At 40.6% G+C, this 26,070-nt stretch carries 21 protein-coding genes and 2 pseudogenes; 13 read left to right on the plus strand and 10 right to left on the minus strand.

The features are described from left to right. The first annotated feature begins 258 nt into the window (after positions 1-258). The gene (gene tnpC / locus ACMAZF_RS14635) at positions 259-1,698 is read left to right on the plus strand and encodes an IS66 family transposase (RefSeq protein ID WP_435274516.1); all 1,440 of its coding nucleotides are present in this window, start codon (positions 259-261) and stop codon (positions 1,696-1,698) included. A gap of 59 nt (positions 1,699-1,757) precedes the next feature. On the opposite strand, the gene ACMAZF_RS14640 is transcribed toward tnpC (ACMAZF_RS14635), so the two are convergent. Continuing rightward, entirely contained in the window at positions 1,758-2,453 is a 696-nt protein-coding gene (locus ACMAZF_RS14640; protein ID WP_435274517.1) for a hypothetical protein, read from the minus strand. 130 nt (positions 2,454-2,583) lie between these two features. On the opposite strand from ACMAZF_RS14640, the gene rlmF reads away from it, so the two are divergent. After that, on the plus strand, positions 2,584-3,522 hold the full coding sequence (gene rlmF, locus ACMAZF_RS14645) for a 23S rRNA (adenine(1618)-N(6))-methyltransferase RlmF (RefSeq protein WP_435274518.1): 939 nt from the start codon (positions 2,584-2,586) through the stop codon (positions 3,520-3,522). Between the two features lie 331 nt (positions 3,523-3,853). Here the strand turns inward: rlmF and ACMAZF_RS14650 are convergent, their stop codons facing one another. The 6 genes from ACMAZF_RS14650 to ACMAZF_RS14675 form a co-directional block, all read right to left on the minus strand. Next, positions 3,854-5,011, minus strand: coding sequence for a cytochrome-c peroxidase (locus ACMAZF_RS14650; RefSeq protein WP_435274519.1), 1,158 nt, complete (start codon positions 5,009-5,011; stop codon positions 3,854-3,856). 61 nt (positions 5,012-5,072) lie between these two features. Then, a complete protein-coding gene (locus ACMAZF_RS14655) occupies positions 5,073-5,303 on the minus strand; it encodes a hypothetical protein (protein ID WP_435274520.1) in 231 nt (76 codons plus the stop codon). 17 nt (positions 5,304-5,320) lie between these two features. Next, complete coding sequence (locus tag ACMAZF_RS14660) at positions 5,321-8,044, minus strand: TonB-dependent receptor plug domain-containing protein (protein WP_435274521.1); 2,724 nt, start codon at positions 8,042-8,044, stop codon at positions 5,321-5,323. Positions 8,045-8,067: 23 nt separating this feature from the next. Beyond that, positions 8,068-9,282 carry a hypothetical protein gene (locus ACMAZF_RS14665; protein ID WP_435274522.1) on the minus strand — a complete coding sequence of 405 codons (1,215 nt, stop codon included), beginning with the start codon at positions 9,280-9,282 and terminating at the stop codon, positions 8,068-8,070. A gap of 61 nt (positions 9,283-9,343) precedes the next feature. Beyond that, positions 9,344-10,855 carry an Ig-like domain-containing protein gene (locus ACMAZF_RS14670; protein ID WP_435274523.1) on the minus strand — a complete coding sequence of 504 codons (1,512 nt, stop codon included), beginning with the start codon at positions 10,853-10,855 and terminating at the stop codon, positions 9,344-9,346. A gap of 214 nt (positions 10,856-11,069) precedes the next feature. After that, positions 11,070-11,867: an HAD family acid phosphatase gene (locus tag ACMAZF_RS14675; RefSeq protein WP_435274524.1), complete on the minus strand. Its 798-nt coding sequence runs from the start codon at positions 11,865-11,867 to the stop codon at positions 11,070-11,072. Positions 11,868-12,055: 188 nt separating this feature from the next. Here ACMAZF_RS14675 and ACMAZF_RS14680 point away from each other — a divergent pair, with 188 nt between their 5' ends. From ACMAZF_RS14680 to ACMAZF_RS14710, 7 genes are all read left to right on the plus strand, one after another. Continuing rightward, positions 12,056-12,349: a hypothetical protein gene (locus ACMAZF_RS14680; RefSeq protein WP_435274525.1), complete on the plus strand. Its 294-nt coding sequence runs from the start codon at positions 12,056-12,058 to the stop codon at positions 12,347-12,349. Next, on the plus strand, positions 12,303-13,661 hold the full coding sequence (locus tag ACMAZF_RS14685) for a hypothetical protein (RefSeq protein WP_435274526.1): 1,359 nt from the start codon (positions 12,303-12,305) through the stop codon (positions 13,659-13,661). Before ACMAZF_RS14680 ends, ACMAZF_RS14685 begins: the two co-directional genes overlap by 47 nt. A gap of 311 nt (positions 13,662-13,972) precedes the next feature. Further along, positions 13,973-15,448, plus strand: coding sequence for a Gfo/Idh/MocA family oxidoreductase (locus tag ACMAZF_RS14690; protein ID WP_435274527.1), 1,476 nt, complete (start codon positions 13,973-13,975; stop codon positions 15,446-15,448). A gap of 138 nt (positions 15,449-15,586) precedes the next feature. Continuing rightward, positions 15,587-17,767, plus strand: coding sequence for a prolyl oligopeptidase family serine peptidase (locus tag ACMAZF_RS14695; RefSeq protein ID WP_435274528.1), 2,181 nt, complete (start codon positions 15,587-15,589; stop codon positions 17,765-17,767). Positions 17,768-18,039: 272 nt separating this feature from the next. Continuing rightward, positions 18,040-18,795 carry an NAD(P)-binding domain-containing protein gene (locus ACMAZF_RS14700; protein ID WP_435274529.1) on the plus strand — a complete coding sequence of 252 codons (756 nt, stop codon included), beginning with the start codon at positions 18,040-18,042 and terminating at the stop codon, positions 18,793-18,795. An 80-nt stretch (positions 18,796-18,875) separates the two neighbouring features. Further along, entirely contained in the window at positions 18,876-20,297 is a 1,422-nt protein-coding gene (gene tnpC, locus ACMAZF_RS14705; RefSeq protein ID WP_435274530.1) for an IS66 family transposase, read from the plus strand. Positions 20,298-20,342: 45 nt separating this feature from the next. Then, complete coding sequence (locus ACMAZF_RS14710; protein ID WP_435274531.1) at positions 20,343-20,636, plus strand: hypothetical protein; 294 nt, start codon at positions 20,343-20,345, stop codon at positions 20,634-20,636. Here ACMAZF_RS14710 and ACMAZF_RS14715 read toward each other — a convergent pair. Continuing rightward, positions 20,594-21,043, minus strand: a complete 450-nt coding sequence (locus ACMAZF_RS14715; protein WP_435274532.1) for a nuclear transport factor 2 family protein — start codon at positions 21,041-21,043, stop codon at positions 20,594-20,596. The two genes, ACMAZF_RS14710 and ACMAZF_RS14715, sit on opposite strands and share 43 nt — an antisense overlap. A 190-nt stretch (positions 21,044-21,233) precedes the next feature. On the opposite strand from ACMAZF_RS14715, the gene ACMAZF_RS14720 reads away from it, so the two are divergent. From ACMAZF_RS14720 to ACMAZF_RS14730, 3 genes and pseudogenes are all read left to right on the plus strand, one after another. Continuing rightward, the gene (locus tag ACMAZF_RS14720; protein WP_435274533.1) at positions 21,234-21,617 is read left to right on the plus strand and encodes a VOC family protein; all 384 of its coding nucleotides are present in this window, start codon (positions 21,234-21,236) and stop codon (positions 21,615-21,617) included. A 60-nt stretch (positions 21,618-21,677) separates the two neighbouring features. Beyond that, positions 21,678-22,381 (plus strand): annotated as a pseudogene (locus ACMAZF_RS14725) (helix-turn-helix transcriptional regulator). Between the two features lie 77 nt (positions 22,382-22,458). After that, complete coding sequence (locus tag ACMAZF_RS14730; RefSeq protein ID WP_435274534.1) at positions 22,459-23,436, plus strand: collagenase; 978 nt, start codon at positions 22,459-22,461, stop codon at positions 23,434-23,436. A gap of 62 nt (positions 23,437-23,498) precedes the next feature. On the opposite strand, the pseudogene ACMAZF_RS14735 reads toward ACMAZF_RS14730, so the two are convergent. Together ACMAZF_RS14735 and ACMAZF_RS14740 are read right to left on the minus strand one after the other, a co-directional pair. After that, a pseudogene (locus ACMAZF_RS14735) lies at positions 23,499-24,217 on the minus strand (SDR family oxidoreductase). Between the two features lie 110 nt (positions 24,218-24,327). After that, on the minus strand, positions 24,328-25,209 hold the full coding sequence (locus ACMAZF_RS14740; protein ID WP_435274535.1) for a LysR family transcriptional regulator: 882 nt from the start codon (positions 25,207-25,209) through the stop codon (positions 24,328-24,330). A gap of 359 nt (positions 25,210-25,568) precedes the next feature. Between ACMAZF_RS14740 and ACMAZF_RS14745 the strand changes: the two genes are divergently transcribed. Next, a complete protein-coding gene (locus ACMAZF_RS14745) occupies positions 25,569-26,066 on the plus strand; it encodes a lactoylglutathione lyase family protein (RefSeq protein ID WP_435274536.1) in 498 nt (165 codons plus the stop codon). Positions 26,067-26,070 lie beyond the last annotated feature (4 nt).

Consider the following 26,070-nt stretch of genomic DNA (forward strand, 5'->3'; position numbering starts at 1 on the left):
CGGCTCTTCGGAGCCGTTTTTTGTTTTCTAATACCAATTGCATTAAGTAAGTGATCTTGTTGTGCGTAGAGAAAATCAGCTAAAACAAGGCGCTCGATTGACTAATAGCTGGCTATTAGGATTGAGAGCAACGCCATTTTAGTTAATTTTAACGTAACTATTCACTAGGGAAAATTATTTTCTAAGGATCCTTTTTAGCTATTGACCGATCCTGCCAGTATGCCAAGCTAGGGCTATGACTTAATCGCCCTAGCTTCAATGAACTTAAACAGCATCAACATCACTGAAATAGTTGAGCAAACTAAAGCTCAGTTACAAGAAGATAAGACACTCACGCCTGCGTTGAAGATGTCTATCGAGCTTATTCTTGTTATCGTTGTTATGCTTGCCAGTAAATTGGGACTTAACAGTAAAAATAGTAGTATCCCGCCATCAAAAGATATTAACCGAGAAAAACAAACCAAAGCTAAATCAGATAAGCTAGCGGGTGGACAAAAAGGCCGAACGGGTAAAACGCTGACTCAAACAGAAACGCCCGATGAGATAGAAGTCATTTTAGTTGACCGAGACATGTTACCTCAAGGACGTTATCGTGAGGTGGGTTTTCAAAAGCGGCAAGTTGTCGATATCGACATCAGTAAAGTGGTGACAGAATACCAAGCGCAAATTCTGGAAAATGCGCAAGGAAAGCGTTTTGTGGGTGAATTTCCAGAAGGCGTTAACAGTCCGATCCAGTATGGCGTTGGTGTGAAAGCGCATGCCGTTTACTTATCCCAATATCAATTACTTCCTTATAATCGTATTGAAGAATACTTTGCCGACCAGCTCGGTCTCCCCGTCAGTGCGGGTAGTTTGTTTAACTTTAATGAGCAAGCCGCTGCACTGGTCAAGTCATCAGGTGCAGAAGATATCATAAAAACGGCATTACAAAGCCCTCATCAAACATTACATGTTGATGAAACAGGTATTAATATCGGCGGAAAACGGCGATGGCTTCATGGCGCGTCAACGACATGGTGGACGTATTTTTATCCTCATGAAAAAAGAGGAAAAATAGCGATGGATGACGCCGATATTCTTCCTCACTTTAGTGGTGTACTGTGTCATGACCATTGGAAACCGTATTATCAATATACCAAGTGCCAACATGCCTTATGCAATGCTCATCATATCCGAGAGTTAGAAAGAGCATGGGAGCAAGATGGCATGCAATGGGCGAAGGCGTTGCAAACCTTACTGAAGGACATGAATAAACATCAAATTGATAACCCCAACTTAGACGAAGACACTAAGCGGCAATACTTAACGCAATATCAAAAAATACTAGCCGCAGGTGAAATTGAATGTCCAGCGCCAGATGAAAACAGCCGAATAAAAGGTCAGCGAGGGCGATTAAAACGAACAAAATCCAGAGCATTGTTAGAGCGATTAAGAGATTATCAAGATGATGTCTTACGCTTTCTGACGAGCACTGCTGTCCCATTTACCAATAATCAAGGCGAGAATGATATTAGGATGACAAAAGTTCATCAAAAAATATCTGGATGCTTTAGAAGTATGCAAGGCGCAGAGATGTTCTGTTTGATCAGAAGCTATTTATCGACTTGCAGAAAACAATATGTATCTGCAAGCCTAGCCCTTGAATTGCTATTCAAAAATCAGCTTCCAGATGTATTTATTGAAGATAAGGCTGAATAGTTACATTTTAACAAGTACAAGTGGGCAAATATTTAATGCAATTGGTATAATTTCGATCGTTAACTCGCAAAATCTAAATAACGATTTACAAAGGGATTAGATAACCGTTGTGGTGAAATTTTTTCAATAATTTCTAACGCTGCACTAGTGCTCTTAACTGCTTCTTGATATGACGTTCCTAGCTTTGAAAAAGAATCACTGCTCGCCAGTTTGGTGAGTTCAGATTGTGCTTGGTTAATATCTTGTTTGAAATTAGGTGATGTTTTGGCTTTTTCGACATCAGACAATATGGTCATCGCTTTATCAAGGCCGACAGACAATGAAATATTAGTGGCTGACGGCTTAGCGCCCTCTTCTGTTTTATCAACGGCTTTTTTGATATCTCGTAGGTAATCCACCAAACTTGCTGGCTCTTTGTTTTCTTCTTTTTCAAATCGCGATTTAAATAAAGAACTGCCCTTCATTGATTGATATTCGTCGTCTGAAATAAGGCCAAATTCATGCACTTTTTCAATCAGTGCCTTGGTATCAATTTGACTGAAATTACCATGGGAAAAAAATTGTTCGCTAATAGCGTGTAACTTTTGAGAACGACTAGAAAGATTTAAGCTTTCGCCAGCGCCAGCATCGGATGCTTTATCTTTACTGACTTCACTAAGCGGCGTGACCTTGTCAGCTTTTTCAATCTGGTTATCACCTGTCGACTGGGGATATCCCGTGTTTACTAAGCTATTGTAGAGTCCAATTGAATTCATCGCCGTTACTCACCGATTTTTGACACCATTAAAAGATAGCAAGACAAAGCAATAGTTGAGCCAATTCGCCATCGAGTTGTGAGTAGGATTTTGTTACACTGAGATCAATTCCAATAAGTGATCAATAATCGTGTCTAGTAAGCAGCAATTACACCCAAAAAATAAGCATCGTGGTCAATATGACTTTACCAAGCTCGCTAAATCAGAGCCTAAGTTGGCCGCGCATATCATCAGTAACAAACTGGGTAAGCCGTCGATTAACTTTGCCAATAGTGTGGCGGTGAAATTGCTTAATCGCGCTATTTTAAAGACCGATTATCAAGTCTCTGGTTGGGATATTCCGACGGGATTTTTATGCCCACCTATTCCGGGGCGCGTTGATTACATTCATTATCTCAATGATTTATTGATGGCGACTCACCAAAACACAGCAATCAATGGTAACAATGTTCGAGTGCTTGATATTGGCACAGGTGCAGGTTGTATTTATCCACTGTTGGGGCAGCGCGCATACCAATGGCAATTCGTCGCCAGTGATATAGACGAGAAATCTATCACTTCCAGTCACCAAATTCTGGCGCAAAACGCATCAATGGAACAACAAATAAACCTGAGATTGCAACCTAATAGCCAGCATATATTCGAAGGGATAATTAACGCGGATGAGTTTTTTGACTTAACCCTGTGTAACCCACCTTTTCATGAATCAATGGCGCAAGCGAATGCAGGTAGTGAACGAAAACGTCGTAACCTTGGCACCAATAAAAGCGGTGATAGTAAGCTTAACTTTGGCGGCCAAAATGCAGAGCTTTGGTGTAAGGGCGGCGAAAAAGCCTTTGTTGGTAAAATGATTGCTGAAAGTAAATCATTTGCCCATCAAGTGCTGTGGTTTAGCTCGCTAATCTCAAACAAAGACAATGTGAGACCACTGAAAAAGAAGTTAGAAAAAGCAGGTGCGCTAGAGGTTAAAGTCGTCAACATGGCCCAAGGGCAAAAAGTCAGTCGCTTTTTAGCGTGGAGCTTTTTGACACCATCACAACAACGTAAATGGTGTCAAACGAGATATTAGCAGGCGGTAGCTTATACCAATTGCATTAAATATTTGCCCACTTGTACTTGTTAAAATTAACTAAAATGGCGTTGCTCTCAATCCTAATAGCCAGCTATTAGTCAATCGAGCGCCTTGTTTTAGCTGATTTTCTCTACGCACAACAAGATCACTTACTTAATGCAATTGGTATAATACCAATTGCATTAAATATTTGCCCACTTGTACTTGTTAAAATTAACTAAAATGGCGTTGCTCTCAATCCTAATAGCCAGCTATTAGTCAATCGAGCGCCTTGTTTTAGCTGATTTTCTCTACGCACAACAAGATCACTTACTTAATGCAATTGGTATTATCTCAAAAACTGATAATGCGGACCTCGAGACGGCGATGCCGTAATCGCATGCATAAATTCTTCAAGTGCTTTTAATTCCTCTGCATTGAGGTTTAGTGGCTTTAACAAGTGAGATGTTTTAGGCGACATAGGATCGTCTTTATCGTCTCGTTGAGGGATACCACCAGCATTGTAGATATTCATAATTCCATCCATGCCAGCAAAAAATCCATTATGCATCCACGGTTTATTGTTCATTACGCCACGTAAACTTGGGGTTTTGAATTTACCAACATCTGCCGGATCTTTGGTGACCGTATAGCGCCCTAAATCTTGATACTTACGCTTGTAATACGTAAGCCCAATATTGTGAAACTTCTCATCGCTAAACGTGGCGCCATTATGACAATTTAAGCATCCCGCTTTGGTTCTAAATAAATGAAGTCCGTGTAATGCTTGATCTGACATACTCGCCAACATAAATTTTTTACGTTGCGGTGATTGTTCACTAATTCCATTTAGAAATCGGTCAAAATTGGATGAGCGAGAAATTAAGGTTCGTTCAAAGGTCGCAATAGCCTGTCCAATGAGTGTTGCCGTTATTTTCTCTTGTCCAAAAACCGATTTGAACGCGCGCTGATATTCTTTAATATCGTTTAATCGCACTTCAAGCTCTGGCAAGGTAAAGTTCATTTCAACAGTATCTTGAATAGGCATCAATGCCTGCGCCTCAAGCGTTGGCGCACGGCCATCCCAAAATAACTGTTTGCGAAATGCGACATTTTCAATGGCTGGAGAATTGCGCACGCCAGTACGTCTGTTGTGGCCAAATGATACTTGTCGACCATCCCCCCAGCCTAAGTCACGGTCGTGACAACTGGCACAGGCAATTTGCCCAGAACGAGATAGTTTAGGGTCGTTAAATAGTTTTTCGCCCAAACGCATTTTTTCCACAGAAAATGGATTATCAGCAGGAAAAACGGGTTTAGGTACTAACCCTAATGGCCGATGCTCAATGCCTTCGCGTAACTGTGGTTTAGGCCATTGATTGATGGGTTTACTATAAAGTTGTCGCAGTTGTTCTTTACTGATAAACGGGTTCCCCGTTTGAGCAGACAACGGCAATACGATTCCTAAACTACAAGTAACAAGAAACCGGCTAATTAATTTGTTCAATTACGTTGTCCATAAAAAAAATGCCCTCGTCTAAACGAGGGCACTTAGTTAATATCATTGATTACTTTACGATAATTGTTTTTCCACTAGCATCAACTTTCACTAAAAATTTAGCTTCTTTTAACTGTGCTTTATTTGTTAAATCAATACAGTTTGCTTTCTTATTCTTAACTAATTGAACTAATTCTTGCTCTAATAATTGCGCTTTACTTAGCCAGTATCTATCCCCTATATCCTGTTTTGGATCATAACAAAGCTGGCTGATAACGACCGTGGTTAATAAAATACTCATAGTACACTCCTTAAAAATTAATGTTGATAACTAATGCCAAGCCAAAAACTTCGACCTAGCTCGCTGCCATTACCTAATGGACCTATACGATAATTACGGCGGTTTAATAAATTTTCCCCTTCGAAACTCACCTCTATGCGATCTTCACCAGCAAGCTGCCAAGCGTATTTAACGCTGCCATCAAGTGTCCAATAACTTGGGCGGTCGTATTTGGCGTAAATGGGATACTTCTTGCCGCTGACTTCGCAGCCACTGCATATACTGGTGGCAAATTTTGCTTGTTGTGACACACCAGTGGCATAAACGACTTCCTGCTCGGACACATAACGGGCATGCGCCGAGAATTGCCATTGCTCAAGTGTCAGTCCCCAACTCGCGTTGACAATGTAAGGCCTATTATAGTCTTGGTTCTCGAGAGAAAGATCATGTCGGCTAATCAATCGAGATCTAGTCGCCAATTCCCAACTTTGAGTTTTAGGATCGAAAGCCCTTTCTTGATATTGAAAGAAGACTAAATCGGAATCGTCGTAGTTCTCTGTATTACTGTATCTTTTAGTCGAACTATCATAAGCAATCGTATTATCGAAACTTTTGCTATCGACAGTGTTGCTTGTCTTAGAAATGTTTAACTCAACATGCTGATTATCAAATTTAGCCATCCACGCCACGCTGAAGCGCTGATAATGACTGCTACCTTGATTGCGCCCAAAGAGTACTGCTTGTGCGTCTTCATTGTATTCACGTTGACGATTGATGGCTTGTTTATTAAATCGATTGAGCCATTTAGTTTCTAGAGTTCCTCCCCATAATTGATAGCGATAGGCAAGACTAAACTCATCACTATATGGAGTTTTAGTTTCGTCAAACCGATAGAGAAAACCATTAGAGGTTAGCGCTGCACGCCAGGCATGAGGCTGGTTTAAGTAGCTATGACGTAGCTCTTGGTGCATAGGGGTCATTGCTTGATTGAGCTTGTAATGAACTAAGTTTGCTTCGTAATATCTATTAAGGCCTGAAGTTAACTGATGTTCACCGTCTCCCCAGATATCCCAACTCACTCGAAGACGCGGCGCAATATTATGCTGCTTAAAAAAGTCATTATAGTCATATCGCAAACCAGTAGTAATATCGACGTTACGATATTCCAATAGCAGTTCACTATATAGCGCGATATTGTTAACGGTTACAGCTACATCACTTTTTGACGATAATTGTCTTGTAGTAAAAAACTGTCCAGCTTGCTGTATATTTTGTTCAATAATAACAATTTCTTGTGCAACTTCTTGTGGCGTACCCAAACTATCAAGCGGCCTACCAAATTCAGCTTCAAGTTCACTCAGAGGCCGCTTTAATTGAGTTTCAATACAGTCAAATGTATAGCTGCCACAATTAATAGCTGACTCGTTTTGCGAGCCATTGTAGATAACCGAATCTGTTAAACGGTTAAACTCCTGACGCTGTTGTTTAACATCAACGCCAACATTAAGCTGCCCTTGAGTGCCAAATATTGACTCGATATAAATATTCGCATCCGCAGTTAGTGTCACCGTTTGCTGAATTTTATCAATATCACCATAGCCGCCTTCGAGACTTACAATACTATTATTGTAATTTCCCCATGTACGACCATTAATATTATTCCAGCTCAGCCAGTAATTTGGTGCGCGCTTAGAGTTTTCACTGCGATTAGCCGCCAGCTTTACTTCTAAGTCTCCCCAAATAGCATCATGCTGCCAAGTGGAACTCACACTGTATCCTCCTCCCTCGATGGTATAGTCACTATTTCGAGCATTAACATCGAAATACTGCCCTTCATAAGGAGCGTAATAACCACTCACTGATAGTAGATTGTTAGCATCGATATTATGGTGATATTTGAGTAACAGATTGGTGTTAGTTTGCGTCTGCTCCCTAGCTGTTCCCAATTGATCGAGCGTTTCACTTGACTCTAAACGCTGGAATTGAGCGACCAAACCGCTATCAGAAGTTATTGGTGTAGAAAAGTAGAGGTTTACACTATGCTTATCAAACGTTGGCGTAATCACTTCTCGAGCACCTTCACGAGAAGGGCTTTTAATAATGTGAAACTCTGTCAAATCAGTACTAGTTTGACGATAGCTAATCCCATAACTTGGCTTATCACTAGCGTTTTTAGTGTTAGCGTTAACTAAACCACCTGAGAACTGACCGTATTTAGCAGGAATATTACTATCGTACACCTCGATACTATCCAACAAATCTAGATTTACAAACGTCGATTGACTGTGACTAGATACATCTTGCAACAAGTTGCGGTCGGCCTCTCCATTGCCAGTACTTAGCCGCGAATTATTATTAACACCATCGATGTTATAAGATGATTGATGTCCTTGCGCTCCTACCAAAGAAACTTCTGACGGTTTAATATTGCTTGCTAATTCAGTACTCAACGCTCCTTCACCGTATTGAACTCCGGGTAAAATTCCTAAGATATCGTTAAGATTACCATTACCAAAGCGATAGCTTTTAATAAGTTCATTGTCTAGCGTGTAGCTCCCTTGAGCACTGCGGCTCATTGGATTAAGTCGTAAGCCTTTAACTTTAATAACTTCTAGCGCCTGCATTTTTTCAGACTTAGTTACTTTGTCATCTCTAACCTTAGACTTATCTAATGCGGCCGATTTAGCGCACGATACATCCTCGCATTGATTGTTATTTCCCTGTGCTTGCGCACTTATAGCGACGAATACTGTACTCGCCACTATAACTTTTGCTACATTAACCACTACTGACGACTAGCATCCAGTGGAAATGCATCATCTTCATCGTTAGTGCCATCGTTATCGCTATCGACGTCTAACACTAAACCTGAGCTAGCAATCATTTCTTCAGTTGCAAATGGTGCAAAGAAGTTAGGCATGCCGTCACCGTCGGTATCTATCGATGCAATAGGTGTACTTGGGAACGCATCTTCCGTCGCTTTGGCTCGAGCAATGTTTGCTTGTATCGACGCCTTTTCAACATCACCTAAAGCTTCATCTTGACTAATTTTTTCTGCCCGCTCATAGTTACCTATATCGATAAATATTGCTGCTAATGCTGGATATTGTTTATTTTTGACAATGTCAGATACATCAGCCATGAGCTGGATCACCTCTTCAAGATGCTTAGTAACCTTATCTACTGCAGCGGTTCTAATACCTGCTGCATTGTCAGTAAGTAACTGATTTTTATCAATCAGGTTTAAGAAATTCTGATAACTAGATGTATTGCGTGAACCGCTGAAGAAGTAACGAGTTGCATAGGCAATAGAAGCAGCATCTGCAACCTTTTCTTGCTCAAGCAATAAAGTGAATGCGCGGTCATAATAGCCTTGCCCCATTGCTAATTCGCCACCCTCAGCGAGGTGACGCCCAAGTAAACTAAATATGTTAATGCGATTACTATCTTTCGCATCAGTAGCTGCAGCAAGACTTGCCTCTGCTGTGGCTAAAATAGCGGTTAACTCATCTTTTAAACCAAACAACGCTAAGTAACGAGCGCTCTCAGCAGCAGCCTGCACATTGTACAGATTACTTGATATAATAACGCCTTCATCATCAATAATTTCTTTACTGTAATACTTAGTTACTAAGTTATGACACACCTTAGCTGTAGCAATTGCATCTTCATCGTAGCCAGCATCAGGCACTCGAGCATCCAGTATTGTTAAGAGATTCACTAAACGTCCACAGCCAGCGTCACCAGAAACGAATTCATAGTCTCTTTTATTTTGCTTTAAGTACGCATCGCTTTGCACTAACACTAATGCCTCATCGATAAATAACTTGGCGGCAGAATAACGTCCCTGCTCGATTAAACGATTAATTGCGCCGTTAGTTGATTTATTAAACGAAATAATATCGGTGAAATACTTACGTAAGTCATCCTCATTACGAACGGCTTTAGCTAGTGTCAATGCTTGTTCATCTGTAGTACTCGCTGAGACTTGTGCAAGCATACGTGCAGCTTCGGCATCTGAAACTATATCGCCAGCAACAAAATCGTACCAAGTACTGCCTTTAACGATGTTCTTTTAGCAGCTCAGAGTCAGCTTCCGGATATAGTTTGATATATTGAGCGGCAAAACCAGAAGCAACCCAAGCGAACTCATTTCGAGTATTCTCAGCATATTGATCAGCGGCTACCTTATGATTTTCATCATAATCAACATAACCATATAACGATAAGGCAGTAGCTAATGCTTGTTTAGCTAACTCTATCTCATTAAGATCGTAAAGTTCACGGATTAAGTATTCGTAGGCAACCAGTGTCACGCTAGAAAATTGCTCGCCATTCCTATTGGTTGCATATCCGATTTTAGGAATAAGTTTAATCGAGCGCTCGGCCATCGATTTAGCGTATAAACGATTTTCTTCATTTCCCGTTTTTTGCCAATGAGCCACCGCGTCTTTCACAGCGCGATCATAAGCAAAGAACATACGTCGCGACTCTACACCATCTGGTAAACTATTCATTAAAAGATCAAGTAAACTATAAGTTTGCGACTGGCCTTTAAGGTCGCCCATCGCATTATACAGGTCATAAATTTCTTCGAATACAGCATAATTCAGAGTGCCTATGCCATTGGTGGCTAGTACTTCGTTGTAAAGATTTTGCGCTTGTACTAAATATTCTGTAGCTAATTCATTACTACCACGTCGTACATTAGCCCTAGCTGCCGACATTATTGCGTATACACGAGTCTCTTTACTTAAAATTTCTTGAGGATCTAACAACTGTTCGACTTGATTGTCGAAGCCAGCATTGGCGTAACCGCTTACTAAACTGCTATACACACTCGCTTTAACCTGATCATTATTCAGTGAGTCAGCAACAGTTTGCGCTTGTTGTAAATGAGACTCAGGAGAACTGTAATAGTAGTAAGCGCGATCATCATTAGACGCAAGAGATGTGCGAATAGCGATTTCTTTCATCACTTTATCGCTATTGCTATCTGTAACGCCAATAACGAAACTATCGCTGCTTTGATCCAGTTTTGTTACTATGTAGGTCAACTCACCACTTGCAGAATCTACAGTCAAAGTACCGTTTTTAGGTTCTGTCTCAATTGAGTAAGTCAACGTATCGCCATCAATGTCTGTTGCTGACAGCATTCCTTTTTTAGTTTCAACACCTGAAAAGATCACACTATCACCATCAATAACAGGAATATCATTAATAGCTGTCACTTCAACTGTAAATACTTGGGTTGTTCGACCGCCTTCATCGGCAGCAGCAATAATAAAACTATCTTGCCCGTTAAAATCAGAATTCGGCGTATAAATTAACGCTCCCGTATTGGCATCGATAGTGACAGCGCCATTAGTTGCCGCACTGGATAGCGAATAACTAATATTATCGTTTTCTTTATCAGTTGCTGTATATATCTGTGAAAAAGAACCATCTTCAGCAAGTGTTATCGTATTTGACGGAATATTAAATTTTGGTGCTTCATTGCTACTTGAACCACCACAGGCAGTAAGAGTTGCAATGGCAGCTGCAATTGGGACGAGTCGGAATAGTTTGTTCATAGGGCCTCCATAAAAATCCACGACATCCTATTGCAAACCATTCTCATTTGCAATCTTATTTTTAGTTTTGTTATTATATATAAGTATTAGTGATTGAACTGACGCTTCTGTACTCAATGATTAAGTATTAAGAATAGATAGGGTAAGGGATAGCGCGTAAATTAAAACAAGTGATTGAATATCAAAAACTTCCTTGTTTTTGATAGATAATAGTCTAGTGTCCCCAAGAACCGTACATGGCATTAGGAAGAATTAATATATCTTTACCTTGACGCAATAACAGTTGTTGGACATCGGCATTCTTTTGGGTTGTTTTGGCAATATCTTCGATATTGTCACCCACTTGATATACTAACGAAAAGTCGCGATTCCAAAATGATTTCAATTGCTTATCTTGACCCCAACATTGACTCGCTTGCCCAGAGGTGAATTCCTGACGGCGTAAATCTTTGTCATTAATAATATTGATATTGTCGATGGCTTTCTTGTCTTGTGGGCGTTTACCCGTCAAACAAGTCGTTTTATTATCGATTGGAAAACCAACCGATAATAGATTTTGCCAAGTATAGCTATCGTCAACATGATTTCTATTGGTAACCAAGGCTAATTGACCGCCTAGTTCAATCACGGTTTTTACAAATTCAATCGCTCCAGGAATAGCGGTCGCATTCTTTTCATGCACCCAAGCTTGCCAGCTCTCACCGGTGTAACTTCCACCTGTTAAATCTAAGCGTTTGTTGTAATCACTGTTATTTAACAAGGTTTCATCGATATCCATAATGACTAACCATGGAGTTGTCGGCAGTTTTTGTTCTCGAAGCGATTGAGTCGCTTGTTGGTATAGATAACGAGTGAGTAATGGAAACTCCTGACTCTGTTGCGTCCATTTAACCGCCGTACTTAAGCCTTTTGACTGTATTTTAACTTTGTTATTTGTCGGATTCGCATAACCCACAGTGGAAACACTAACGCATAGACCTGCGACTAACAGGCTAGAAATGACTTTCTTCATAATAAGTAACTCGATTGTTGAAGGTGAAAAACACTAAGTGCCGTTAATGATACTTTATAACAAAACTTGTCAATGTGATCTTGATCGATATTTTTTCGAGCCTTACAAAACAATAATTATTTGATAGCGCCTTCGTATTTGGCTAGAGTGAAAAGATGCAGTTAGATTATGGAAAATTTTACTAAGTTATGAAAAAAACAAACATCGTTATTGGATTCACTTTGCTTGTCATTTTACTTATAGCTTTTCAAGCGCAGAAAATATTAGCGCTTTTTGCACCAGTCCCCTTCAATACATCAACGACAGCACAAAACGTTAAACATCATTCATCGTCTGTTGTTGAGCAAGATAGCTTAGGGACATCCGTTAAATCTACTCACAAATCACTGACAAAAATTGTTGAATCACCGATGTTATCTTGTGAAAGTTTTAGTGATGCTCAACGAATTTTTTTCACAGCAACAAACCCGTTATATTGTTGAAGCCGCGACGAATAGTTATTTTAATGGCGTTGATAAAACAACTATTCTCGACACCTTGGCAAGTGAGTACAGTATTGCCACAGCGTTTATTTCTTTGGAAAATATTGCATCAAAATCTGTGCATCATAACGATTTTAAAAAATACAATACCGTGCTCAAAGAGCAATTATCCAAAGGGGAATATTTTTCTCAGTCACAGACTCCGTATCTAGAGATTAGCCCTTGGTCAGAATTTTATGGCTTTAACGGAAGTGCCGTTGAACGCGCAAATTTGCAAGTTATCAATTACCCCGACATAGCAACATCGCTATGGATTAGAACAGCCGATGCGTCGGTACATTCAGAAGACTTCCAAGGACTTCAATATAGTATCGGTCAACTAGCAATAATCATTATGCAGGCACCTTTTACTCGTGCTCAAAAACAATCGATTATTAATGATTTAAGCGCCATCAACAGCGCTACATTTTATTACCCTTCCTCATTGCAGTTGCATCAAGTAGCGTCACAAGGTAATCATCTGTTACGGCTTAATCACTTTAAAATGGACGTAAGCGCCATTAATTTTATTGAGCTGTCCCAGCTCTCTTTTAATACAAATGAGCAATTATTAGCGAAATGGCAGTTATTGATTGATAAATTTCACATCCAGAACCCAGAACCCAAAGGTGACACTTGGTGTGACAAAAATGAACAGAAAAAACCAATACATAAGATCACAAAAGTCAGCCTAAAACCCTATATTGAACAAGAAAACTATTCATTATTTAGCGAGTTTTTAAGTCAATGTATGCTGATTGATAACATGATGGAAATCGGTTTTTTCATTTCACAACAAGGGTGGAAACCTCGAGAAATTTTTAGTGTTGAAAGCATGCAAGACGTCTCATTTACCGAGAAAGCCAATCAACTCAAGCAGCAGTTTCCTGATCAGCTATCTGGCATATTTAGTTTTGAATCCACAAATTCACTCACAGATTTTAAAAACCGAACACAGCAATTATCACTGTTGATTGACCACGGTCTTTATCCCCGTAATGCTAATATAGCGATGGCCATGCGCAAGTTGTCCATTGAGGAAAGTATGACATTAATTAAAAAAGCTGGGGATATTGAGCCAATAAACAAATACAAAGCAACCTTGGTTTATAATGCAGTACTGTCGAACAATCCATCGTTGGCCATAGCGTTAATTAATCAAGGCTATCCACTGACAACCGAAGAAAACGCTCCAGATCCACTGCAAGCGTCTTTAATACCAATTGACAATGAGTCGTCGAAAACTAGATCGCACGCTATTAGGGTCTGTTGATGGCCAATACGCCACAAATAACGCAATGGCATATCAATTGAGTTTATCGAATGAAACTCAATAATCATAAAGAGATACAAACACTTATTGATACGTATCCCGAACTGTACCCTGCTGAGCCAGAGAGTTTACTCACGATTAACTGTGATGGACAGTATATTCAATTTCAATAAACTCACGCGTATTGCACAGATAGTTACAATTTAAATGTACAGCGCTGTCAATTTAGACACTTGTCCCATTGAAATCGACGAGAAAATCGCCTAGAACTAGTGCCTTAATTTATAAACAATAATAATAACGAGATCACTATGAAAAAAGTCAATCGCCGCGACTTCTTAAAAACCGCCGTTGGTACGGCGGCTTTAGCCAGTGCAACAGGCGCTTTATCTGGTTGTTCTACGACCCAACACACTTCATCTACGTCAAATAAGCCGTCTCAACAAGGCAAGAGCGTAATGGGGCTAGTTGTCGATAAAATGGATGTTGTTCGCGTTGGTTTTATTGGCGTTGGTCAGCGCGGGATTGGCCATGTAAAACACTACTGTGTGCTGGACGGTGTTGAGATCAAAGCCATTTGTGACACGCATCAAGAAGTATTAGATCGCGCGGTTGATCATGTTGCAGAACAAGGTCGTCCAAAACCAACAGCCTATACCGGCAGTGAACATGCTTATCGAGAAATGCTCGCTCGCGATGACATCGATATTGTGATTATTTCAACGCCTTGGGCATGGCACACTCCTATGTGTGTGGAAACCATGGAAAGCGGCAAGCACGCCTTTGTCGAGGTTCCTGCAGCAACATCGATTGAAGAATGTTGGCAGCTCGTTGATACTGCAGAGCGCACCCAGAAAAATTGCATGATGATGGAAAATGTTAATTACGGCCGTGATGAGCTCATGGTACTTAACATGGTACGCCAAGGATTATTTGGCGATTTAGTGCACGGCGAAGCCGCTTACATTCACGATTTGCGCTGGCAAATGAAAGAAATAGATCACAAAACAGGATCGTGGCGAACGTATTGGCATACCAAGAAAAACGGCAATCTTTACCCAACCCATGGTTTGGGCCCTGTTTCTCAATACATGAATATTAACCGTGGCGATCGCTTTGATTATGTCACATCAGTAAGCTCACCAGCACTAGGGCGTGCTGCTTATGCTAAGCGAGAATTTGACAGCGAGCATGAGCGCAACAGCCTTAACTTTGTGGCTGGCGATATGAATACTAGCATCATCAAAACCGTTAACGGACGCAGTATTATGGTGCAACACGATACCACCAGTCCGCGCCCATATACGCGTCATAACTTAATACAAGGCACCAACGGTACCTTTGCCGGTTTCCCAAATTGCATCGCAGTTGAAACGCCGCCACCCGCCATCAAAGCCATTTACGAAGCGCAGCACGAGCAAGCATTAAAAGCTTGGCATGATGGCGGCGAACAAGGTCGTAAACCCTATCCGCCGAGTTTCCATGGTTGGGATCGTGACATGGAAAAGTGGCGTAAGCACTATGATCACCCGCTTTATACCCGCATGGGGGAAGAAGCCAAACGCAATGGTGGTCACGGCGGCATGGATTTCTTGATGAACTATCGCATTATTTACTGTCTACGCAATGGTGAACCACTGGATCAAGATGTTTATGACGCAGCAGCATGGTCATCTATTTTCCCACTCAGCGTGGCATCGGTTGATAACCGCAGTAACTCGCAAGACGTGCCTGATTTTACGCGCGGTGCGTGGAAAACAGGTCAACCATTACCCATTATTTCTTAGCCTCATTTCACGCCCAGCGTAGTACGAAAGATTTAGTTACATCTTTGTACTACGCAATTTTAACCCCACTGAGTTCTTTTGTTATGTTATTGCATTTTTTCGGGTACACTCGAATGCGATAAAAATAAAGGACAAATTATGAAAACCAAATTAACCACACTTAGCATACTTTTGGCGCCAGCGCTTATTTTAAGCGGCTGTGATAGTTCACAGCAATCGACAGCAGAGCAAGCTAAGCCTGCTGCTGCATCAACTCAACAAGCAGCGCCTCAAGTAAGCGCGCCGGTAGCAAAGAAAGTACCTTATGTTATCGAAACTCACGGTCATAAACGTACCGATAATTACTACTGGATGCGTGATGATGAACGCAAAGATCCTGAAATCTTAGCGCATCTTGAAGCTGAGAATAGCTACACCAAAGCTAAGTTAGCGCATACACAAGACATGCAAAAAGTGCTTTTTGATGAAATCAAAGGTCGCATCGTAAAAGACGATAACTCAGTACCGGTTCAAGATGGCGCATTTTATTACTCTAGCGAAACCACTGGTGACAACGAGTACCCAGTGCATGTTCGCGCTGATGACTTTAAAGGCACTAACAAAACAGTTTTACTCGATGTTAACAAACTCGCTAAAGCGCATGATTATTACGCTGTGTCAGGTTTGTCAGTAAGCCCTAACGACAAGTTAATGGCTTATGGCGAAGATACTGTTAGCCGTCGCATCTACACCTTAAGAGTTAAAGATCTTGAAACGGGAAAAATGTTACCAGACAGCCTAGCTGGCACCAGCGGCAGTGCTGTATGGGGTAATGACAATAAAACGGTTTATTACATTAAGAAAGACCTTCAGACACTACTAGGTTATCAGGTTTATCGTCATACGTTAGGTCAACCTCAAAGCAGTGATGAGCTCATTTATGAAGAGAAAAACAAATCGTATTACACAGGTATTTGGAAATCTAAAGATAATTCAACTATCTACATTGGTCATGACAGTACTGAAGCAAGTGGTGTATCACTAATTGATGCTAACGACGCTAAAGCTCAGCCAATTCGTGTTATTCCACGTCGCCATGGCCATGAATATTCAGTGGCTAAAAAAGGCAATGATTACTACATCAATACCAACTGGAACGCGACTAACTTCCGCTTAATGAAAGCATCAAAAGCGAATTTACATGACCAAAGTAAATGGACTGATGTTATCCCAGCTAATGACAATGTTAAACTAAACGACTTCGAACTGTTCGATAACAACTTAGTTTATAACCAACGTGATAACGGTTTAACAAAGATTACAGTTCGCGATCTAACCTCAGGTAAAGAGCGTCAGTTAAGCTTCAACGATCCAGCGTATCGCGTTAGTCTATATGGCAACAACAACTTAGACAGTGACCAAATTCGTTTATATTATTCAAGTATGACAACACCGGGTTCTCACTTTGATTATGCACTAAACAGCGACGATAAAACGTTGCTTAAGCAAACTAAAGTACTTGGTGATTTCAATCCTGATAACTACCAATCAGAACGCTTAATGATCACAGCACGCGATGGTAAGAAAGTACCTGTGTCTGTTGTTTACCGTAAAGATAAATTCAAGAAAGATGGATCGAACCCATTACTGCAATATGCCTATGGCTCGTATGGCACAACCATTGACCCATCATTTTCAATTACTCGTTTAAGCCTGTTAGACCGTGGTTTTGTTTATGCACTTGCTCATATTCGTGGTTCACAAATGCTTGGTCGCCCTTGGTATGAGGATGGTAAAAAACTAACGAAGATGAATACCTTTAATGATTTCATCGATGTAACTAAAGGCTTAGTTACTGAAAAGTACGGTAACAAAGATAACATCTTTGCTGCAGGTGGTAGTGCCGGTGGTTTATTGATGGGGGCCGTAGTTAATATGGAGCCGTCACTATATAACGGTGTTGCAGCTGCGGTTCCTTTTGTTGATGTTGTTACAACAATGCTTGATGAGAGCATTCCACTGACAACGAATGAGTTTGACGAATGGGGTAACCCTAAAAACAAAGAATATTACGATTACATGCTAGCTTACTCACCGTACGATCAAGTGAAAGCGCAAGATTATCCAAATATTCTAGTCACTACTGGTTTACACGATTCACAGGTTCAGTATTTCGAACCGATGAAGTGGGTTGCTAAACTACGTGAATATAAGACTGGTGATAATCTATTAGTCTTTAAAACAGATATGGAATCTGGTCACGGTGGTGCATCAGGTCGCTTCAAACGCATCAATCAGTCGGCGCTACAATACGCGTTCTTCTTAGATTTAGTAAAATAAATCATTCAAGTTTGAATAAATAAACCCGCTTAGTTCGCTAAGCGGGTTTTCTTGTTTATGGGATCCAAGTAATTCAAAGTGTTGAGTAATACCAATTGCATTAAGTAAGTGATCTTGTTGTGCGTAGAGAAAACCAGCTAAAACAAAGCGCTCGATTGACTAATAGCTGGCTATTAGGATTGAGAGCAACGCCATTTTAGTTAATTTTAACAAGTACAAGCGGGCAAATATTTAATGCAATTGGTATTAAGCATCAAGAAATAGAGAGCGCGATGAACAATACTTTCCATACGATTATTATCGGCGGCGGCCAAGCAGGGTTATCAGCAGGATATTATTTACAACAACGTCAATTAAAATATCTAATTCTCGAACGAGAAGACGCCGTCGGTGAACAGTGGCGAAAACGATTTGACGGCCTTACGTTATTTACGCCAAACGCCATGAACACCCTACCCGGTTTTGACGCGCCAATATCAAACGGAAATTACCAAACTAAAGACGAATTTGCTGATTATCTAAGCCAATACAGTCAGCAATGCAAACTTCCCATCAAACTGTCAACCTATGTCATTGAGATCTGCCGGCTGCCTTCCGGTGACTATGAAATCACGACCAATAACGAAACCTATATTTCAACACACATCATCATGGCGACAGGTGCTTTCAAAGATATCGCGATCCCAAATATAGCGCACCGTAATACAGGAAAACAACAAACTATCAACCAATTATCAAATACTAATCTATACGATAAGCACATACTGGTTGTCGGTGACGGTGCATCAGGACGGCAAGTGGCCAAACAACTAAGCACAACTAATAACGTCTCTTTAGCCCAAGGAAAACAGCGTCATTTAGTGAAAGAAAGCGTCGCTGGATTTAATACCTTTACACTCTTGCGTTTTTTCGGGCTTTTACGTCTACCAAAAGATTGGCCGATAGCAAAATGGTTAAAACAGCGAGACCCTTTCCCTGATACACAAATTGTAACTACTCAGCACTTCAAAGCTAGTGTTTTAAATTAATTGAAAAATAAAAAATGATCGACTTGCTTGATCATTCTGAGCCGTTATTCTATGGGTCTCTCTATTCAGTAGTTTGAGCAATGAAAATAAGCGGCATCGATATTGAAAAAAATATCGACAACATAAAAAAGCAAATCGAGACGGATAAAACATTGTCCCCATCAATACGTGCCGCTATCGATTTATTGTTGCTTATCGTCACTTTATTGTCCCAACGGTTAGGCCTTAACAGTCGAAATAGCAGTAAACCACCATCATCAGATCCTAATCGGAAAAAGAAGCCTAACGCTAATAGTTCAAATGCATCGGGTGGGCAACTCGGTCATAAAGGAACAACTTTACCGCTTGATGAACGACCTGATATCAACCATAAAATAGTTCTTGATAGAACGCTATTACCACCAGGAAGTTATACCGATATGGGGGTGGAAACCCGTCAGGTAGTGGATATAGAGTTTAAGCGCGTCGTAACTCAATACCAAGCCCAAATTCTTGAAAACGAATTTGGTAAGCGATTCGTTGCTCCATTTCCAACGGGGGTTAATAGTCGAATTCAATATGGTAATGGGCTAAAGGCTCACGCGGTTTACTTGTCTCAATATCAGCTACTCCCTTACGAGCGTATTCGTGAATATTTTACCGACCAACTTAACATTCCACTGAGTAGTGGCAGTCTGTACAACTTCATTAATACAGCTTACCGTCATCTCGATGAGACGAATGCGCTTGAATTCATCAAGGAAAGTTTGAAGAATGAATCAGTGCTTCATGCTGATGAAACAGGCATTAACATTAACGGTCAACGTCAATGGTTACACAATGCATCATCATTAAAATGGACCTATCTATCGGCTCATGAGAAACGAGGTTGTGATGCCATCAATGCCATTGGAATACTACCCGACTTCACTGGTGTGATGTGTCATGATCACTGGAAGCCGTACTATCGTTATGATTGTCAACATGCTTTATGCAATGCTCATCATCTGCGAGAACTCACACGTGCATACGAACAGGATGGCAAGAGCTGGGCTGAAACGATGCGTATTTTTTTAATAGAGCTTAATCAGGAAGTTGAAGATAGCGGTGGAGTGATTAGCGACAAAAGACAATTAATGAGTCGCCTTCAATATCGAGATATTTTAAAAGAGGGTGAACACGAAAGCCCTCCGCCAGCGATAATCGTCGGGAAACGTGGACGCCCTAAGAAATCAAAATCGCGCAATTTATTAGAGCGATTACAGAGTTACGAAGATGATGTACTCAGATTTATGGTGGATAAAATTGTGCCTTTCACGAACAATCAGGGTGAAAATGATTTGAGAATGGTGAAAGTTCAGCAAAAGATATCGGGCTGCTTTAGAAGCAAGCATGGTTCCGTCATGTTTTTTGGCCTTAGAAGCTACCTGTCAAGTTGTAAAAAACAAGGGGTCAGTGCGTCTACTGCTTTGTCATTATTATTAAACGGAGCACTACCAAATATTTTCCCCCCTGCTGAGTAGTTACCACAAATTAATGATCAGGCACTGACTAGCGCAGGCATTAAGTTGTTACCTAAGCTCACTGCATTACATCCGGTACCAACATTTATCGACAACTATTCATCAACGTTTGATATTGTAATTTGGGCCACAGGTTACAAAAATAAACCCATTCCCGTAACGGACAATGAGCGTGTTCAACACCCAAATAGAATATGGCACCTTGGCGAAGCATGGCAATTTAATCGCGCCAGTGGACTCATCTATGGCGCGAAATTTGATGCCAAGATTATCGTCAATAAGATACTCAAAGCTACTTATGCTGTTGCAACAAATGTTTTGTTGACTATGCGCCACTGACCATCGCGTTTATACATCACTAAATAATCAACGTAATGTGTTTTTGGCGTATCAAAATCGAGTTTTACCATCGCCATTTTGTCATCGACGATATCAACGCTTAATATCTTTGCTTGCCACAAATCAGCAGTCGCCTTTTTAAAAACCTTGGCAAACTTTCCTAAGGGAATGGTTCTGATAATATCCTTACCAGTCTCTTTGTCTGTTGCTGGTATTTTTATATCACCATAATCAACATCAAAGGCCGCACGCAACATAGCTTGATCGCCATTAGCCGCACCATTGAAGTATTTGTAAGCCGTATCAACGACCGCTTTATATTCATCACTCGTTTTTGAAGCCGCCTGCACATCAACAGCAATGCTGCCAATAATAAAACTCAAGCCAATGACTAAATTTTTAAACATCCTAGTACCTTGTATTCAATGCTAACCGCTTCTATTTGAACCTTGAACGACCATAAAGTACATCGAGAAAATGTAATTAATTATGTTTTCAAAAACACTACTGACAGAATGCTGTCAGTAGCCCAGTGTTAATCTTTATACATCGCAGCAATCTTGCTAGCGACAACTAAAAATTAAAAAGGATTACAACATGTTAGAACATACACCACTAGTTTGGGCAGAGATTGCAGTAACAGATATCAGCCGTGCACAAGCATTCTATAACGAGCATTTTGGCTTAACATTTAAGTTAGATGTCATGAATAATATGGAAATGGCAGTTGTCGAAACCAAAGATCAAAACATGACTAATCTAGCGCTAGTGAAGCACGATATGATGAAGCCAAGCTTAGATGGTTCAACGATTTATTTGCACCTTGGTGATTCCCTTGCGAGCCAAGTTGACGCCTTAAAGAATGCCGATGTGAATATTTTATTACCTGCGATGCCAATCAAAGACGGCAGCTGCGGCAATATCGCTATTTTCGTTGACAGCGAAGGCAACAAGATTGGCTTATGGTCACAAAACATGTAACCCTTAGTGCGGTTAAATTTACGTTCAGCACCCGCTGATCGTAATGAAAGAGAGATGAAAATGCGCCGAGCCGATAGGTTATTCCAGAAAATTCAATTACTGAAAAATCGCCGCTTAACAACGGCTCAGCTGTTGTCAGAAGTATTAGAAGTATCAACGCGAACAATTTACCGTGATGTTCAAGATCTTATTGTTAGCGGTATCCCCATCGAAGGTGAAGCGGGGGTTGGCTACATGCTACGCCGTGAAGTGGATGTGCCACCGCTCATGTTCAACGAAACTGAACTTGAAGCAATTCAAGCAGGTATGCGCATGGTACAAGCGTGGGGCGGCCACGAGTTATCAAAAGCGGCTAAACAAGCCATGATAAAAGTGTCGGCTGTGTTACCTGAAAAACTGCAATCGTTTAACGCGTTAATGTTTGCCCCTAATTTCTATGACCAAGCACCAGAGTTTCAGCACATCGATACTTTGCGAAATGCTGCTCGCACGCGACAAGTTTACGACTTGATTACTTAGATGCTAACCAAAGCCCTACCTTGCGCCAAGTTAGGCCCTTAGCAATTTATTTATGGAAGGAAAAATGGACAGTACTCACGTGGTGTGAGCTACGGAGTGATTTTCGTAATTTCCGTATCGACCGTATACAAACGATTACTTCTTTAGGGGTATCTTTCGAACCAACCGCTGGTCAGACACTAGAAGACTTCTTGGAAAAAATTCGCCAAGAATATAATGTCGAACCCAGTCCGATAGAGATTTAACACGTTATAAAATTTAAGATGCTTTATTAATCGCCGCACGTATAATGTATACAATCAAAACCAACATAGATTGATACATGATGAAAAAAATACTGTTACTTTCCATCGTTAGCGCAGGCTTAATTGCCGGTTGCCAAACAACCCAACATGCACCCACTCCCATTGATTACAGTACTATCAAACTGGCTAAAGGCAATATTGTCAAAGAAGATGAAACCTACGTTCCAGCTTGGGTAATCAACAAAGATAAAATCAAGCAAGTTCTCGCTTTTGAACATCATTGTGCTGACAATCTAGTGCTGCGTTATCAAAAGATGTCTACCAGTGATATCGAAGAGTCATGTAAACTACTTAAAGATACCGAAACCCGCTTTCATCAACTGTTCAACCGCAAAGGCAAACCACTGTTACACGACAATAACGATGTACTACGTGCCAATATTTATGCCGGACGAGATGATTACGTAAAATACGTAACCGAGCACTTTGATGTGCCGTCAAACAATGGCGGTATGTACCTTGAAGGTCTGCCACACATGGAAAACAACAGCGCTGAATACGTCGCATATTTACGCAACGGAAAAGTGTGGAACCTAAACCATGAATTTGTTCATTACTTGGATGGCCGCTTTAACACCTACGGCGATTATTGTTCTCCGCCCCATGACAACCATTACGGTCCTGAATATTGTCCAACACCAGCGCCTGAACCACCTTATCTAATTTGGTGGGGCGAAGGATTGGGTGAATATGTTGCCCACATGAATGACAATAAACGCGCGTTACAATTAGCCGGCGATAAAACCTATCAATTAAGTGAGCTGTTTTATAACAACAGCGCTAATTGGGACACTAGTCGAATTTATCGTTGGGGCTATTTAGCTGTGCGTTACATGATGGAAAATCAGCGTGACAAAGTAGACGAAATGCTTAGTCACGTAAGGCGTGGCGATTACTCTCGTTATCAAAAAATCGTCAAAGACTGGGGTACTAGCATGGACAGCGACTTCCACGCTTGGCTAGATACGGTAGCGATAGCTAAAGACAAAAAATAAGAATTTCAGAATAAAAAAGGCGAGATAAGTATATTATCTCGCTTTTTTCATGCCACTTTAATTTATGGCTGTTGTCTTGTCGCGCACAATACGATCTCGCGAATACACACATTTTGTGGCTGCTGATACGCAAATGAAATCGAATTAGCTACATCAATTGGTGCTAACACGCCATCCATGCTCTCTTTCCACGACTCATACCCAGCAATAATTTCATCAGATGTGGTGTGAGATAATAACTCAGTTTCAACAGCGCCCGGTGCAATAGTGATAACACGTACATTGCTGTCAGCCACTTCTTCACGCACATTCTCAGAAATTGCATGAACTGCGAATTTAGTACCGCAGTAGGCTGCGTGCTCACCAAATGTTTTACGACCAGCAATTGAACTAATGTTAACAATGGTGCCTGTGTTGCGCGCTTTCATATCTGATAACACCGCTTGCATGCCGTTTAATAAACCAAGGACGTTGACGTCATACATCGTCTTCCACTCAGCAGCGTCTTGTGTATCAATTTGCCCCAACAGCATCACGCCAGCATTGTCCACTAACAAATCAACAGGACCATACTGTGCAACAGCTGATTCAATGGCATCGTTGAAAGAGGCTTTGTCTGTGACATCGACTTTGGCACAAATAGTATTCGGTAAATTTAATGCTTCAAGTCTCTCTAAACGTCTAACGATTAATAATAATGGATGACCAAGCGCACTCATTTGACGCGCTAATTCTTCACCAATACCTGACTTGCACCTGTAATTACGACGAGTTTTTTCATGTTGTTTTCCTCAATATTGCACCTAAGTTTGTATGGCGAATAATAGGAAAATAATCACGAGTGATATATAGGCCAGACTTCACATCATTGTTAACTGAGAGTTACCAATGCTATTGTGAGCGTTGACAGTAGGTCGAAATATTTTCTTTTACAAAAGCTGTTCTGGCATTAATAACACTATGGTTGTTAGTGCAAAGATATAACCTCTCATAAACTGATTGCTCAAGCTGATGAATGTTTATTAACTGTTGTTCTTTAAATGCCTGTGCGGCGTGTAGCGGCAAAACAGTAAAACCAAGATTTAAACTGACTGGCTCACATATCAAACAGATATGATTTGAAAAACCGTGATTGGTAAACTGCTCTACTTGTTCAAACTGCACAAAGTTTTTTTGTAACAGCAATTGAGCGTGATGCCTGCCATCGGGATGATCAATAAACCCTAACTGAATAAGTGTCTGCCAGTTAATTTCTGTTATCTGAGCGGACGTTACCAGTACTAACGGCTCACTGGCTATTTCTTGATAATTGATCTGTGGCGCTTTACTTATTTCCGTCATTAATCCGATGTCACAGCTATGTTCACACAGCTTCTTTTCAATGTCTTGATTAGGGGCGAATCGATAATCGATAGCTAATTGAGAATGTGTCTGTTGTAATCTCAATAATTGTGGATAGAGCTTCAAACCAATGCTGCCGGGAGACGCGATACTAACCTTACCTTGGTATTGATTATCGTCTTTAATGGAATGTTCAAGCACGTCGAACGAATGAAGTAATACTTTGCCGTGCTTAAATAACTCTTTCCCCGCATTAGTTAACGTGAATGTTTTACCCTCTCGAATTAATAATGAGCGAGTAAGCTGAGCCTCAAGTTTTTTAATGTGCTGACTAACTCCTGATTGAGTCATAAATAGCTTGTCAGCGGTTTGGGTAAAGTGCCCCACTTCAACTAAGGTACAGAAAGTTTTTAACCACACTGGATTTATCATTACAAAGTGTACTCATATTAGGGTCTGTTGATCTTTGTGGTTCAAATTTTGTTCAATCTAAAAGGGTTTTGGGCAAGGCATGAGGATTGATGCCTAGTTTATCTAGGTGAATGACGAATAACGCGGCACAAAATCCTTTTAGATGAATCCAACTGACAGCATTTGTTTGTTATTTCTACGGCGTTATCGCCTATTCGTGTAGCCAGCTACACCACATAGGCTCTGCCTTGCAGAAACCTCAAACAAATTGCTGCAAAAATAAACTCAAAAGATCAACAGACCCTAATAATAATTGATAATTTTTTATACTTTACCTTAAGCCATATACTGATGTCATTCACTTATCGGAGATTGAACATATGAGTACCTACCCAAGAACCTTTTCACACATTGGCATTTCAGTACCTAATTTAGAACAAGCAGTAAAGTTTTATACTGATGTCCTCGGTTGGTATCTCATTATGGCGCCAACGGAAATTGTTGAAGACGATAGCCCTATAGGCGAAATGTGCACTGATGTTGTTGGTGCAAAATGGAAAAAATTTAAGATAGCTCACCTTTCAACCGGTGATCGCATTGGTGTTAAGTTATTTGAATTTGATAATCAAGAAAATCCAGAAGACAATTTCGAACATTGGAAAACAGGCGTCTTCCACTTTTGTGTACAAGATCCTAATCTTGAAGAACTGGCTGAAAAAATTGTTGAAGCTGGCGGTAAAAAACGCATGGCTGAACCTCGTTATTATTACCCAGGTGAAAAGCCATATCGTATGATTTATATGGAAGACCCATTTGGCAATATTTTAGAAATTTACAGTCACTCTTATGAATTAACCTACGCTGCTGGTGCTTATTAAACAA

The sequence above is a fragment of the Psychrobium sp. nBUS_13 genome (genome assembly GCF_051201665.1).
Lineage (GTDB): Bacteria > Pseudomonadota > Gammaproteobacteria > Enterobacterales > Psychrobiaceae > Psychrobium.

Bases quoted from the DNA above. Each gene is read 5' to 3' on its own strand.
- ACMAZF_RS14730 (WP_435274534.1), top strand. From the start codon at position 22,459: ATGATGAAAAAAATACTGTTACTTTCCATCGTTAGCGCAGGCTTAATT.
- ACMAZF_RS14715 (WP_435274532.1), bottom strand. From the start codon at position 21,043: ATGTTTAAAAATTTAGTCATTGGCTTGAGTTTTATTATTGGCAGCATT.
- ACMAZF_RS14685 (WP_435274526.1), top strand. From the start codon at position 12,303: ATGCTCAACGAATTTTTTTCACAGCAACAAACCCGTTATATTGTTGAA.
- ACMAZF_RS14720 (WP_435274533.1), top strand. From the start codon at position 21,234: ATGTTAGAACATACACCACTAGTTTGGGCAGAGATTGCAGTAACAGAT.
- ACMAZF_RS14675 (WP_435274524.1), bottom strand. From the start codon at position 11,867: ATGAAGAAAGTCATTTCTAGCCTGTTAGTCGCAGGTCTATGCGTTAGT.
- ACMAZF_RS14640 (WP_435274517.1), bottom strand. From the start codon at position 2,453: ATGAATTCAATTGGACTCTACAATAGCTTAGTAAACACGGGATATCCC.
- tnpC (WP_435274516.1), top strand. From the start codon at position 259: ATGAACTTAAACAGCATCAACATCACTGAAATAGTTGAGCAAACTAAA.
- tnpC (WP_435274530.1), top strand. From the start codon at position 18,876: ATGAAAATAAGCGGCATCGATATTGAAAAAAATATCGACAACATAAAA.
- ACMAZF_RS14670 (WP_435274523.1), bottom strand. From the start codon at position 10,855: ATGAACAAACTATTCCGACTCGTCCCAATTGCAGCTGCCATTGCAACT.
- ACMAZF_RS14665 (WP_435274522.1), bottom strand. From the start codon at position 9,282: ATGCTTGCACAAGTCTCAGCGAGTACTACAGATGAACAAGCATTGACA.
- ACMAZF_RS14745 (WP_435274536.1), top strand. From the start codon at position 25,569: ATGAGTACCTACCCAAGAACCTTTTCACACATTGGCATTTCAGTACCT.
- ACMAZF_RS14690 (WP_435274527.1), top strand. From the start codon at position 13,973: ATGAAAAAAGTCAATCGCCGCGACTTCTTAAAAACCGCCGTTGGTACG.
- ACMAZF_RS14655 (WP_435274520.1), bottom strand. From the start codon at position 5,303: ATGAGTATTTTATTAACCACGGTCGTTATCAGCCAGCTTTGTTATGAT.
- ACMAZF_RS14740 (WP_435274535.1), bottom strand. From the start codon at position 25,209: ATGATAAATCCAGTGTGGTTAAAAACTTTCTGTACCTTAGTTGAAGTG.
- ACMAZF_RS14700 (WP_435274529.1), top strand. From the start codon at position 18,040: ATGAACAATACTTTCCATACGATTATTATCGGCGGCGGCCAAGCAGGG.
- ACMAZF_RS14680 (WP_435274525.1), top strand. From the start codon at position 12,056: ATGAAAAAAACAAACATCGTTATTGGATTCACTTTGCTTGTCATTTTA.
- ACMAZF_RS14695 (WP_435274528.1), top strand. From the start codon at position 15,587: ATGAAAACCAAATTAACCACACTTAGCATACTTTTGGCGCCAGCGCTT.